Below are 13,787 nucleotides of genomic sequence, written 5' to 3'. Positions count from 1 at the left end.
GGCGCAAGATATCGTCAAAATTCGCCTATCAGGCGAATCTGCGTAGGGTTCGTACATGAGGTCGGGTCCCGCAGAGCGGCCCGCCGAGGAGGCCCGCATGAGCGACATGGTCTCTCCGCACGCCACCGCCTTCGAGGGGGCGCCGGCCCGCGTCCGCCGTGTGCGCGCCATCCCCATCGGCTACGGCCTGCTGTTCGGCGCGATCCTCTCGATCGCGATGTGGATTGGCCTGGTCCTGGCGGTCGTCCGGTTCTGGCCGTCCTAGGCGCCCGACAAACGGCCTGGTGGCCGCCGAGATACGAAGCTTCTGCGCGCCCCCGGTCAGACCGCCACGGCCTCGGCGTAGACGATCCGGTCCGCGGTCGGGATCACGCCGGCGGCGTCGCGATCGCCGGTGGGATGGCGCTCCCGCTCGGTGATCAGGATCCGCAGGCGCCGGCCGACCTGGGCAGGGGGCGTACGGATCTCGCCTTCCCAGATCAACGGCGGCAGCAACCATTGAAGGAGGTCGGGCCGCACGGCCAACGCCTCGAAGTCGTTGGCCTCGGAAAGGCGGATCGCCTCGGCCGATAGTGCGCGCTCGGCCGCGTTGCGGGGCTGTACGGAACGCACGGCGGAGATGTTCCGCACCCTGATCTGGCCTACGCCGAGATCGCCGCGCGGCCCGGCCTGCGGAGTCGCGGGCGGGGGGACCGCCTTCCAATCCAGGGTTTCATCGGCGCCGGCGGCCAGTTGCTGCAGCTCGACCTCGATGCGGCCGGACTCCAGGAATCCCAGGGTCTTGCCCCCTGTGTAGCCATGCACCGCCACCGTCACGTGGTCGCCGCTGCGCGACACGCTGACGTAGCGATCCGGAGTCAGCTGCTGGAATTCCGCCAGGACGACCTGCGAGAGGTGGGCGCCCGACACCGAGACGGGATGATAGCGCGCCAGCGCCAGGCGAATGAACGGGAAGTAGGCGTCCCCCGGCCGGACCACGACGTCGCAGTACCAGAGTCCGCGGCTGGCGTCGAAACCCACCTGATGGGCGGCGACATCGACCCGCAGGCTTGAATCCAGGCCCGGTACGCTGAGGCCCTGGAGGTCGAAGCTGTCCGGCAGATCGGCCCCTTCGTCCTGGAACACGTCGGGCGCGCCCGGGACGGCGGCCGGCCCGCCGGTGACGCGCAAGGGGAAAGCGCCCGGACCGGGCGCCGCCTGCTCGACACGGCCACCTAGCCAGATCGGATCGGCGCCCCACTGGGTGACATGGGCCTTGAGCGGTCCCTCGATCGTGCTGAGCGGCGTGTCGGGCCGCGGCAGCAGGACGCCCAGCAATTCCCCATGACCTGAGGCGAACCAGGGGCGATCCATGTAGACCCGCAGGCCGCCGCCCCGTCGCCAGGAGGTCTTCTTGCCGTCGACGGACCCGCGGCTCCAGCCGAATGTCGGGATGACGTAACGCACCTGGGGCGGCGGCGGAGGCGCGGCGTTGGGGATCCACACGCGGACCTCGTCGGACACGACCTTCACGGGCTCGCCGCCCGGCGAGTTCCGGATCTCTGGCGGCATGTACTCCCGGAACCGGCTGGTCGCTTCCAGGCGGTACAGCACACGGCGGTAGCGGGTGTCGGGGAAGTCGTGCAGCGCCGAGCGCTCCGACCAGCGGTCGTCCGGCGCTCCGCGGCGCGAGACGGTCCAGCTCTGGGCCTGGGCCTCGCTTTCCCGGCTGTCCGGCCCGCCGGCTAGGGTGTCGCGCGGCTCCTGCCATCGGCCGAACAGGTCGAGGCGGGCGGTGCTCTTGGCGTGGAGCGGCGTGGAAAAGGAGATGTGCGCGGGCGTACGTCCAAGGCTGCGGCTGGCGTTCGGCAGGCCGTTCCCGCCCAGGCCTTCCATCACCGTCATGATCAGCGGCTTCTGCACCGCATGGACGAGGTCGATCTCGCGCCAGGGTGTCATCATCCAGTGCTGCCCGCGAACAGCCCGCTTGCGCAGGCGTTCCAGCTGGGTCGCCGGGAGGCCCTTGGCCTCGATCAGCCTCCAGACGGCCAGCAGGTCGAGGTCGCGGTCGCCGATCAGGCAGCTGATCCGCAGGCGAGCGCGCTCGGCGCGTCCCACGGCCACGGAGAACAGACGCTTGTCCTTCACGAATTTCGGTTGGCGCTGGCCATCCGTGAGGCCGATCTGAAACGGAGCCGCGTCCGGCCATCTGGCGTCGTCCGGGTAGAGGTCGATCCTGAACACCTCGTCGGGGTCGACGTGGTCCAGGCCGAAGATGCGGATCGCGACCCCGTGGGCCAGCGGGTCCGGAAGATAGGTCAGGGTGTAGGCCTCAGGCGCCACGGCGTAGGAGGTCTTGATCGGCGGAACCGGCGGGGCTCCGGCAGGCCGCCAGGCGGGTGTTTCGAGCACGGTGGAGGACAGGCCGACGTCGCGCGCGGCGAGGAGGGCGAACAGGTCCGGGTCGACCCGCCCCTCCGATGTGTCGAGGGCGCCGTTCAGCTCGGCGAAGTTGTGGGTCACCCGCGGCGCCAGCACGTGGCGACGCACCATCGGCGGTTCGGCCGACACCACGGCGTCATAGGGATCGTTGAACGTGCGGATGGCGAGGCGGCCCATGGACTCGCCGTCGGTGGGCCATTCGTCGGGCGCATCGACGAGCGCCAGGGCAGGGGCCTCCACCGGCTCGTAGCGGAGATAGGCCTCCTGCTCGCTCAGCACCTCCGGCGGAACCTTGAGCTCGGGATCGAACGGCAGGGAGTTGCCGGCCAGATCCACCAGGCGGACCCGCAGCTGATAGGTCCGTCCGAACCGCAGGCTGGGCAGCGAGCCCCTGCGGACGGTGAAATCGGTCTCCAGGGGCAGGCCCTCGGGCGCGGCGTTGTCCGGCTCGGCGACCTCGTCATTGATCCCGATGGCGGGCATGGGGAGAGAGGCGCACAAGCTCCAGCCGCGCCACACGAACAGCCCTTCGTGGATCTTCATCACATCGGGATTTTCGCCGTCCGTGGATTCGGTCGCCGCCAGCCGGATGACGCCTTCCTCGTCCTCGGTCCGCAGGACCGAACCGTCGTTGACCAGCGTGTAGGTTCCGTCGCGGCGGCATAGGGATCGCCAGGCCTCGGACCGGTCGTCCCAGACGTCGGCGCGGTAGCCGCGCACCAGGTCTTCGGCGAAGAGCGTGATCCTCTCCTCGGCCACGTGTTGGGTCTGGAGCTTGGTCGCCCCCTTGAACATGGCCTTCACAGCCTGGTCCCGCTGGCGCTGGGCCAGTGTCAGCCCGCCGGAGCGGAGTGTCGGCGCGCCCGTGCGGTGCGGCTGCATCTCCTCCTTGCCAAAGGACTCGTCGGCGGTGGATTCGTCCTGGGTCCGCCAGACGGAGAGGGCGAAGTTCCGCAGCTTGAGACCGGCGCCGTCCACGTCCATCTGCACCACGTCGAACGCCTTCGGATTGAGGCGAAGCCAGGAGCCGGCGATGTGGCTCTCGGCGGCGTTTCGCGGACGCGCGGTGAAGGCCTTGTCCTCGATCTCGAACGCCGTCGCTGGGGTTTCGTCCGGCAGGCTGTCGATGGTGGGGTCAGGTTTCCACTTCGGCACGAAGCGGATCTCTCCCGACGCCGGCGCGCCGCGCCTCGAGACCTCGAAATCCAGCACCAACCCGCAGGGCCGCAGCAGCATCGGGTGCTGCCCGAGGGCCGAGACCACCTGGTGGAAATCGATGAGCTTCTGGAAGTCCTCGGCGGCGGGCAGGGGCGCCAGACGCTGGCTGCGCCACTTGGAGCTGGGTTGGGGATCGTCCGGCCCCTGGTTTTCATAGTGGTGGAGTTCGGCCCGTTCGAGCGGTCGGTGATAGGCGCCGAGCAGGTCGAGGATGTCGGGCAGCGATTTAGAGAAGCCCCCGACGCCCTCCTTGGCGAGCTCGCGCAGCACGGAGGCGGGCTCCTTCGGCTTCTGCAGGCCTCGCGCGAGCGGGCCGAAGCTCCCGGCTGACGGCAAATCGTCTTCAGCCCCGACGGCCAGATCCTGATAGACCCTTTCGACGACCGCGGCCGTGGCGGCGATCGGGTAGCTGAGGATGGTCCGGTTGCTGAAATCCTCAAAGACGCGGGACTTGACGTGGGTCTCCGGCGTGAAAAGCGCCTTCCACACGGCGCTGTCGGGGGTCGACACCAGCTTGCCCGGCCGCTTCTGGCCGCCGATCTCGAAGGCCCATTCGCCCTCGGCCAGCTTGGCGGGCCAGTCCAGCCAATCCTTGAACTGAGCGAGCTCCGGCGCGCCGCCGAAAAGCTTGAGCCTCGGCGAGATCATGACCGAGACCTTGAGGTCGCCGTCGTCGGTGAGTCCGTTCGGCAGGCAGGTCCAGATGACCTGCTGGGACGCTTGCGCCATGCGCGGGCTCCTAAGCGAAGGCGGCGCAGTAGTTGCGCCAGGCGTCGTCGGTGGGCACGAATTCGACGAAGGTCGGATCGGAGGGGGCGCCGGCGAACCGGCGCTCCACGCGCACGGTGACCGAGGCGCTGAAGAACAGCACCTCCACCTCGACCACCAGCTCGGCCTGGCCTCGGACCTCGGCCTGGCCGCCGGTCTTGCGGTAGCCCAGCGACAGGTGGAAGGTCAGCGAGACGGAGATCAGGCCCAGGACGGACAGCTCGCCGCCCATCTCCACATAGCCGTCCAGCTCCACCAGCTTGTCCGGCGTCTCGCGCCAGTGGAAGTAGACGCCGGCCTTCACGTAGACGCGGCCTGAGGCGACCCCGAGGTCGATGGCGATCTGGGCCCCGAACTCCAGCGCCGCCTCGATCTCGCGGACGCCGCCCGCATCGATGCCGATCAGGAAGAAGCCGCCGCCGCCCAGCAGCGAGACCGTCAGGTTGAAGGGGTTGTGTCGCTCGGCGAAATTGAACCGGACGGAGGGGCTGTCCCCGGTGAACGGCAGGGTGAAACCCGCGCCCAGCGAAACGTTCTGCAGGCTGAAGATCCCCACCCCGATGGTGGGCAGGGCCAGACTGTAGCTGGCGGTGATCCCCGACGGCGAGATCGACAGGTCCGGAGGATCGGAGAAGCCGTTGGACGGTATGACGTCGCGCAGGGTGTTCACGAACCTGAGCGGCCCGCCAAACACCACGCCGTTGTCCGGGTCCAGATCGACGTCGACCTCCGGCTTGCGGCCGGGCTCGGCGAAGAACCGAAGGCGGTCGAAGTTCAGCGCGATCATGCCGAACAGGTTGATGCGGAAGTGGGTGAGCGACCCCTGGACGCTGGTCTCGACAGCGCCGCCGTTGCGCATCACCGTCGTGCGCGCCCGGATATCCAGTTCACTCTGGCCGCCGATGTCCGGCTCGAAGACCAGCACGGCGCGCAGGTTAGTCTGCTTCAGCCGCAACTCGGCCACGACACGGTCGGGGAACTCCACCTGGTCGAACTTCGGCGTCTGGCCCGGATCGCCCGCGACGTTGGTCACCGCGTGCAGGATGTCGCGCAGCGGCAGGACGCCCAGCAGCTTCGCGTCCGGGAACACGCTGGCCGGATCGAAATGGCCGCCGGCGAACGTCCCCATGGGCCCGGCCACCACGCCGAACCGCCGGGAGAAGGCGGTCGGGGTCATGTCGGGGGTGACGAGGCCGCCCACCTTGTCCGCGCCGACGCCACCGCCGCCGAACTTCAGGGCCTGGCTTTGCGCCTCGAGGAAGACCTGCCCGACGTTGGAGCCCGCCAGGCCGCTTGTCCGGTAGATCGGCGGGAAACTCACGACCGCGGTTCGGCGCTCGCCGGTCAGCGCCTGGACGGCGCCCGAGACGACTTCGGCGCCCTTCATATTGGGGTAGTAGTGCGGCGCATCGGCTCGGGAGACGGCGGCCGGGATGCCCTGGAAACTGATGGTCTCGGTCGGGATGCGCGTGTCGCCGCCCGCGTCCGGATCGCCGATGGCCAGCGGTGCGAAGGCGACGCGCGCGCCGTTCAGCGGGCGTTTGGCGCGACCGTCGTTTCCGTTGTTGTAGGCGGTGGCGATGGTGGCGAACGAGGGGTGCTCGGCGCCGTTGGCGTCGATCCTGATAAAGGCCAGCGGCGCCGAGAAGGGGATGCGCTGGCCGGCGTGGTCGACGCCCACGCAGTCGAACAGGAAGTCCTTGCCGCTGCGCGTCGGCCACCAGTTGGGCTGGCCTGCCGGCGGCTTGGCCAGGGGCGGGGTCTCGCGGGTGAGGATCTCCACCGCCTGGAAGGGCAGGCCTCGGCCGTCGTCCGGCATCCCGAGGCTCGGGAAGCTCCGGACGGGTTCGCGCACCACGATGAAGTGCTTCTGGCGCAAGGTGGCCATGCGGCCGCCGCCTTCGGGGACGGTCTCGAACTTGCGCTCGGTGATGACGATGTAGACGGCCTTATGGCCGAACGGGAACAGGAAGCCCGCCTTGACGATCCGGACATAGAAGTCGCGGCCCAGCGCCGCCTGGTGCGTCCAGCTTTCCAGCGGCAGCTTCCCGTTGACCTTCCACTCGCCGTAGTAGTCCAGCCGCGCCCCGAGGGCGCTGAGGATCAATCGGCGGGCGTCGCCCGGCACGGGCGTCGGCCAGCCCTCGGGAACACCGCTGTAGCCGGCGGTCGCGTGGACCAGGAAATGACGGTCCTCCGCCGTGCTCGATGTGGTGAAGGACGTCTCCTGTGGCGAGCCATAGTCCGGCGACCAGATGGCCCGCAGCGGCTGGGACTTGCTGTCGTCCACCTCACCGCCGGATCGCCGGCCCAGGCGGCTGTGCCATAGCTCCGTCTGGCCCTCGTGCGTCACCGGCGTTTCGGCGTGCGTAAAGCCCGCGGTCGCCAACGGCGTGTGGATCACCCGCCAGGGAAGTTCGATCGCCGTGACCGCGGCCGACGGCTCGTGAGGAACGCCCAGGAACGGCAGCAGCGGGTCGATCAGTTCCAGGCTCGGCGCCTGTTCAAGTCGCCCGGGCGTCAGGGCCTCGCGGACCATCTGTTCCGCGGTCGCCAGGGTCAGGATCTCCCGCGCCGCCTTGGTCTGGGCCGCGGGCCTGCGCGGGCCGCCGGCGAGCGTCCGCTGCAGCTCGCTGTCGAGCAGGCGGGCGATCTGCGCGTCGTCCCGGGGACGACCTTCGCGGGCAGTGGCGATCATGCCGGCGCCCAGGCGGGCGGCGGAGCGCCTGAGCGACAGCGCGTCGGCCTCCGCGATCCCGGCGCGCGCTTGCGCTTGCCGGATGAACTGGCCGAGTTGGTCGATAAGGATCCCACCGGGCGGGAACGGCAGTTGGAGCTGGCGCGGGTCGGGCCGCGCCGCATAGTCCAGGGCCAATGGCCATTCCGAGCAAGCCTTGAGGAAGGCTTCCAGGGACCAGTCCAGGCTGGCCACCTCCACGGGCATGGTCACCGCGACCCGGGATTTCCCGGCCAACCGCGAGGGCGCGGTGAACGGCGGATGGGGCCCCGGTTCGAAGGGCTCTTCCTGATAGACGCCTTCGCCGATCGCCTGCGGCTGGTGATGGACGATCATGCGCGCGGGCTTGGAGCCGTCCCGACGAACCAGGAACCGCCGGCCGCCCTGCTCGCGGCGCTCGAGGTTGTCGAAGGCGAAATCCAGGACCAGCAGGTCCTCCGGACGCACGACCCGGACGCGGAGCGCCGTCTGCCGGAGGTTCTCCGCGATCTCGGCCTGAAGCCGGCCGAAGGATGCGCTGAGCTCGCGCTGCGCAGACGCGCTGAGGGCGCTGAAGAGCTTTCTGTCCGGCACAGTCGCCCCCTTGATGCAGTCCCAGCGTGAAGCTGGACCGGCGGCGATCTCCGCGGCCGGCGAGGGACGATAGGCGGCGCTTTCGCCCACGGCGTCGGACGTTCGTCCTACGGATCAACCGCGAGATGTAGCTATACGTCGGTTACGTGTGGCCGTGGGGGCCGGGTCGTGGCTAGCGCTTCGGCCGGTCCGGCCCGGCGTTGCGGATGATCCGCCACTCCTCCGGGCTCAGCGGGAGCAGCGGGTAGGTCTCGGCATAGTAGCGTTGGAGGTCGCGGACGAATGGCCAGTCCGAGCCGGCCACGAAGTGCGAGACGCCGATGCGACGGATGACGGCGGCCAGCGCCTCGCGGTCGGCGGGCGGCGTGCGTTCGTCGCACACCTGCGCCAGGTCGAACCAAAGCTTGCGGCCGAGGGCGGGGTTCCGCTCCAGGGCGTCGGCGAAGGCTCCGAGCGCGCCCAGCGTATAGGGGTTGGTCCCGCCCCAACCGGCGGCATGGGCGATCACGACGGGACCGCCGCGCGCGGCCGGCAGGACATCGCGCAGGAAGACCTCGACGTCGCGGGGTCCGTAGTCCGGGGCGCGGGTGCGCATGTGGATCAGGACCACCAGCCGGGCGTCGGCCGCGGCCCGGAAGACGGCCGCCAGCCGCGCGACATCGGCCTGAGAGCGCAGGTCGAGGCCGGAGTTGGTCAGGTGCAGCTTGACGCCCATCACCGCCGGGTCGCCACGCCAGCGGGCGATCTCGGGCAGGGCGGTGTCGGTGAGAGGATTGATCCCGATAAAGGCCGCCAGGCGATCGGGGTGGGCGCGGGCCTGCGCGACCGTGAAATCGTTGGCGCTGCGGAGGATATCGGCCGCGCGCGGATCGGGCGGCGACATCATCGGGCTCTCGGCGAGATAGCCCGTCGAGAGCAGCCAGCCTCGGCGGACGCCCGCGCCATCGAGGGCCGCCAACGCGTCGTCGGCGGTCAGCGGCAGGCTGAAGGCGGGGTCGCAGGGGCTCGTGCGGCTGGGGCTCGCGCAATAGCCGGGCAGGAATCCGAGGATCGCCGGCGAGTGGACATGCATGTGGTGATCGACGCCGACCGGAGGCTCGGCGGCGAAGACGCGCCCGCCCGTGGCCAGTGCGAGGAGCAGGGCGGTCGTCAGGGTGCGGGCGGCGGACGAGGTCATGGGGCGCATTGCTGTGGGGTCGGCGCGCGGCTGGGGAGGAGGAGCCGCCGCGCGCCGACGGAGGACTACTTCGACGGCTCGCCGAGCAGCGTACGGCGCCAGAACTGGAGGCCAGTCCAGAAGTAGTAGTCCTCGTTCTCCTTCTTGTGGAAGCCGTGGCCCTCGTTACGGGCCAGCAGGTGCCAGGCCGTTCCGCCGTGGGCCCGCACTGCGCTGATGATCTGGTCGGCCTCGGTCGGCGGCACGCGCGGGTCGTTGCCGCCGGTGGCCACCAGCAGGGGGATGCGGATCTTGTCGACGCTGGTCAGTGGCGAGATCTGGGTCAGCTTGGCCCGCTGGGCCGGATCGCGTTCGTCGCCGTACTCCACCCGTCGCAGGTCGCGCCGGTACGACTGCGTGTTTTCGAGGAAGGTGACGAAATTGGAGATCGCCACCTCGCAGTTGGCCCCCTTGAGGCGGGCGCTGTAGTGGACGGCGGTCGCGTAGCACATGTACCCGCCGTACGACATGCCCTGGACGGCGAAGCGGTCTGGGTCGAGGGCGGGCTCCTTGGCCAGGGCGTCGAGGAACGCGCCGATGTCCTTGACGGTGTCCTCGCGCCGGTCGGGGCCGTTGTCGAGGTTGACGAACCGCTTGCCGTAGCCGGACGAACCGCGGACGTTCGGGAAGAAGACTGCGATGCCCAGCTCATTGACCAGATAGTTCTCCGGTCCGATGAAATCGGGGCGGGTCTGCCCCTCGGGCCCGCCGTGGATGTTCACCACCAGCGGCCGCTTGCCGGGGAATTTCTTCGGGTCGGGCGCATAGAGGAAGCCCGAGACCACCTCGCCGTCGAAGCTCTTCACCTCCACCAGGCGGGGCTCGATATTGACCTGCGGGTCGAGGCCGCCGGTCTCGCTGTGGGTCCACTGGGTCACGGCCAGCGTCTTGGCGTCCACCGAGAAGGCGTCGCCCGGCACCCGGGCCGACGACATGCTGAGGCCGATCTGGCCCCAGGGGGCGATCTCGATGGCAGGGCCGATGCTGTAGGGGATCACGCCAGGGGGCAGGCCTTCCACCTTGCGAACCGCGCCGGTCGCCACGTCAAGGACGCGCAGGCGCGAAACGCCGGCCTCGTTGATGGCGTAGGCCACGAAGGCGCCGTCGGGCGAGACGGCGAAGTCCGTGACGTCCCAGCGCGCCTCCCGGCTGGCCGGGGCGAAGGCGCCGGTAGCGCGGTTCAGCCGGCCCAGGCGCAGGAAGTCGGAATCCTTGTCCGAGGTCACCCAGATCGCGCCGTCAGGGGCGTAGCGCGCGCCGGCGTAGGCGACCTCGCGGGCCGGATCGGTGATCGGCTTCAGCGCCCCGCTGGCGACATCGAGCTCGTAAACGGGCGAGCGGTTGATCGACTGGCGATTGATCACGAGCGCGGTGCGGCCGTCGGCCGAGAAGTCGGAGATGCTCCAGCCGCCACCGGTGACCTGGGCCACCATGCGCTCGCTGCCGGGCCGGCTCGGATCGGAGACATAGAGGTCGGCGTCCGCGCCGTTGCGGCGCGTCGACGAATAGCCGATCAGCCGCCCGTCAGGGCTCCAGGCGCCGAACCAGTTGCGGCTCTTGCCGTCGGTGAGGCGCGTGAGGCGGCCGTCCTTCAGGGTGTAGAGCTGGAAGAACTCGTCGCCGCCGCTGTCCTTCTGCACCACCAGGATGTCACCCTTTGGCGAGAGCGCACCGGTGAGGATCGGCTCCGCCTCGAAGCTGATCTGGCGGCGGACGCCGTCCGGTTTGGCCACCACGTGGAGCTGTTCTGTGGTCCCAAACCGGGTCTTGACCAGCATCGAGCGGTCGCGGGCGCTCCAGCCGAGGAAGGCGGCGCGGCGCGACTGCATGTAGGGCTGGGTGTCGGCGGCCAGCGCATCCGGCACGGTGGGAGCGCCGTCGAGGACGATCGCGGGCGGGGGCGGTACGTCGGCCGAGCCGGCGGACGCAACCAGGCTGAGCCCCAGGCCGATGGCCAGGGAAATGCGGGTGAACATGGGAGGCCTCTGGAAGCGGGAGAACGCCGCCGACCCCGAGGGGCCGGCGGCCTCGGGCAGGCTCAGAACGCGAGCCGCGCCCCGACGGTGAAGTAGCGACCGATCACATCGTAGTAGGGCGAGTAGAGCGACCCGGGAGGCGGATCCTTGTCGAACAGGTTGGTGATGTTGCCGTAGACTTGGACGTCGCGGTCCGCGAACTGGGGCAGGCGCGCCGTCACCCCGAGGTCGAAGTAGGTGTAGGCCCCGATGTGGTTGTTCACGATCTTGATGGTCTTGTTGTAGTCGCCCGCGGAGATGTAGCGGGCGCGCAGGTTGGCCCCGAAGATGTCCCCTTGCCACGCGGCGCTTCCGACCACCCGCAGCTCGGGCACGCCCAGGCCGAACGAGTAGCCCTGCGAGCCGACGTATTCGATCTCGCTCACGCCATCGTCGGTGGTCAGGCTGTTCACCCAGGTCCCGACGAGGCGGAACTGGACGCGGCCCGGCGCGCCGTCGAAGAAGGTGTCCAGGGGCGCGGCGTATGACACCTCCGCGTCGACGCCGTCCGTCTCGTAGCGGGCGAGGTTCACGAAGGTGGACCGGGTGCGCACGATATTCCCGCCCGCATCGCGTTCGACCCGGCTGCAGAGGTCGGTGTTGCCGTTGAAGCACCGGGTGACGATGTCCTGCGGCGCGATCGTGGTGATCACGTCGTCGATCTTGATGTGGAAATAGTCGACCGACATGTTCAGGCCGGGGATCGCCGGCGGCGCGTAGGTGATCCCGACGGTCAGCGTCTTGGCCGTCTCGGGGATCAGGTTCGGGTTGCCGCCGCCGTTGTTCAGCACATAGACGGTCTGGCCCTTCACCGGGTCGTTGATGTTGTTGTAGCCGGTCGTCGTGGTGGTGAAGAGTTCGGACAGGTTGGCCGAGCGAATGTCGCGCGAGTAGGTGACCCGTCCGCGGAAGCCGTCAAAGAACTCGTTCGTCGCCCCGACCTTCCAGGACCAGATCGAACCGGTGGTGTTGTAGTCCGAGATCCGCGCGGCGGCGTTGAGCTCGAGCTTCTTGAACACCGGAACGTCGCTGACGATCGGCGCCAGCACCTCGCCGAAAGCCTCCTTGACCGTGAAGTCGCCGGACATCGGTGAGAAGCTGAAGGTCTGGAAAGCCTTGGCCAGGTCCAGCGCGCCGACGGTCTGGTTGACCTTCTCGCGCCGCGCCTCGGCCCCGACCGCGATGGAGACCTGGCCGGCCGGCAGGCTGAACGGTTCGCCGCGCAGGCTGAAGCCGCCCACGCTCAGCGAGGTGGTGGCGCGCTGCGACGGCGTGCCGGTCACGTAGTCGATCGCCTGCTGCGAGGGCGCGCCCAGTCCAAACAGGTTGATGGGCACGCAGTTCGTCGAGGGGTTGGTCAGCGCCACCCGGCAGACCGCCTGACCAGTGGTCGGGCTGATCACCGAGTCCACCGCCTGGGCGTACTCGGTTCGCAGCAGGAACCCGGGGGTGTCGATATTGTTCTCGAACTCGCCGTAGCTGTAGTAGCCGCTCCAGCGCCAGCTCTCGCCGAACTCGCCATCCAGGGCGAGGGTGGCCTGGGTGTTCACCCGCTCGAAGTCGATCCGCGAATAGGACAGGTCGGAGTTGAACCGCCCCATGGTGAAGGTGGTCTGGCCGGCGGCCGCCATCGCCGTCCGCACGGCGGCGGGGAGGAAGGCGTTGTCGCTCTTGATGGTCAGATTGCCGCGGTTGTGGTCGCCGAACCAGATGTAGTCGTTCCACATCCGCGAGTGCCGCAGGTCGGCGGTGATCTTCAGCTTGTCGTTCACGTCATAGGTGATGCCGATCATGCCACTGTAGCGCCGCTGCGGGGTCACCAGCGGGCTGAGGTCGTCGTTGGACGGACCTTCGCCGCCGATCATCGAGGTGCCGACGACCTTGCCGTAGTTGAAATCCCGCAGCGAGCCATCGGGGTTGAAGGCCTTGCCCTTGAGCACGCCCGACATGATCAGGCCGCCGTAGGCCGCATCCGAGAAGCCGACGTCGCCCACATTGATGAAGGCCCCGGCGCCGTTGGAGACCTGGGCCCAGCGGCCGATGTTCTTGCGCGAGACCTTCGGGACGATACCCTCGTTGTCGAGGAACTCGCCGCCGACGACGATGTGGCCGCGACCGTCGGAGAAGGTCTCGCCGTAGGCGCCCTCGAAGCGGAACTCCTCGCCGTCGCTACGCGATGACAGGCCGTACTGCGCGCCGAGCTTAACCCCGGTGAACTCGCGGTCCATGGTGATGTTGGCGACACCGGCCACGGCGCCCGAACCCCAGGCGGCCGACGCGCCGCCAGTCACCACGTCGACCCCCTTGATGAGGACGGTGGGCACGGCGTTGAGGTCGTTGTCGCCCACCAGCCGGCGACCGTCGACCAGCACCAAGGTGCGGCTGATGCCCAGGCCACGCAGGTCGAGGGGGGCGTTGCCGGCGCCGGTGTTGGTGCCGGTGGTCTGGGGCGAGGTGGTGGCGCGGAACTGCGGCATGTCGTTGAGCGCGGCGGCCACGTTCGGCCGCGCGCCGACGCTCAGGTCCTCGGCGGTGATGTGGACGGTCGGGGTCGGCGCCTCGAAGCCGGCGCGGTCGATCCGCGAGGCCGTGACGACGACGGCCTCGACCTCGGCCTCGGCGCCGCCCGACTGCGCGGCGGCGGCGGTGGCGTAGCACGCCGCCAGCAGGGCGGGCGCCAGACTGCAGCCCATCAGCAGGCGAGTGCGGTTGCGGTTGAAAGTGGCCATACGAAATCCCCGATTCTCGTGGTCGTGAACGACAGTTGCTTCCTCCCTGTTCGCGATCTGATGTCGCTTCCCAGGCGGACGGCGCCCTCCCAAGCTCGGCTCATAGCCGC

At 69.3% G+C, this 13,787-nt stretch carries 6 protein-coding genes; 1 reads left to right on the top strand and 5 read right to left on the bottom strand.

The features are described 5' to 3' along the window. Nucleotides 1–97: 97 nt before the first annotated feature. Entirely contained in the window at nucleotides 98–265 is a 168-nt protein-coding gene (locus EPO51_RS06355) for a hypothetical protein (protein ID WP_293347431.1), read from the top strand. A 56-nt stretch (nucleotides 266–321) separates the two neighbouring features. Here EPO51_RS06355 and EPO51_RS06350 read toward each other — a convergent pair whose 3' ends face one another. The 5 genes from EPO51_RS06350 to EPO51_RS06330 form a co-directional block, all read right to left on the bottom strand. Then, nucleotides 322–4,368 carry a hypothetical protein gene (locus tag EPO51_RS06350; RefSeq protein WP_293347428.1) on the bottom strand — a complete coding sequence of 1,349 codons (4,047 nt, stop codon included), beginning with the start codon at nucleotides 4,366–4,368 and terminating at the stop codon, nucleotides 322–324. Nucleotides 4,369–4,378: 10 nt separating this feature from the next. Continuing rightward, on the bottom strand, nucleotides 4,379–7,717 hold the full coding sequence (locus tag EPO51_RS06345) for a hypothetical protein (protein WP_293347425.1): 3,339 nt from the start codon (nucleotides 7,715–7,717) through the stop codon (nucleotides 4,379–4,381). Nucleotides 7,718–7,889: 172 nt separating this feature from the next. Then, nucleotides 7,890–8,894 carry an amidohydrolase family protein gene (locus EPO51_RS06340; protein ID WP_293347422.1) on the bottom strand — a complete coding sequence of 335 codons (1,005 nt, stop codon included), beginning with the start codon at nucleotides 8,892–8,894 and terminating at the stop codon, nucleotides 7,890–7,892. A 65-nt stretch (nucleotides 8,895–8,959) separates the two neighbouring features. After that, nucleotides 8,960–10,909 carry a S9 family peptidase gene (locus EPO51_RS06335; protein ID WP_293347419.1) on the bottom strand — a complete coding sequence of 650 codons (1,950 nt, stop codon included), beginning with the start codon at nucleotides 10,907–10,909 and terminating at the stop codon, nucleotides 8,960–8,962. 62 nt (nucleotides 10,910–10,971) lie between these two features. Then, on the bottom strand, nucleotides 10,972–13,677 hold the full coding sequence (locus tag EPO51_RS06330; protein ID WP_293347416.1) for a TonB-dependent receptor domain-containing protein: 2,706 nt from the start codon (nucleotides 13,675–13,677) through the stop codon (nucleotides 10,972–10,974). Nucleotides 13,678–13,787: the final 110 nt, after the last annotated feature.

This window comes from Phenylobacterium sp., from assembly GCF_004297125.1.
Lineage (GTDB): Bacteria > Pseudomonadota > Alphaproteobacteria > Caulobacterales > Caulobacteraceae > Phenylobacterium.
Note: the sequence above shows the minus strand (reverse complement) of the source record. Positions and strands in the feature narration are given on the sequence as shown.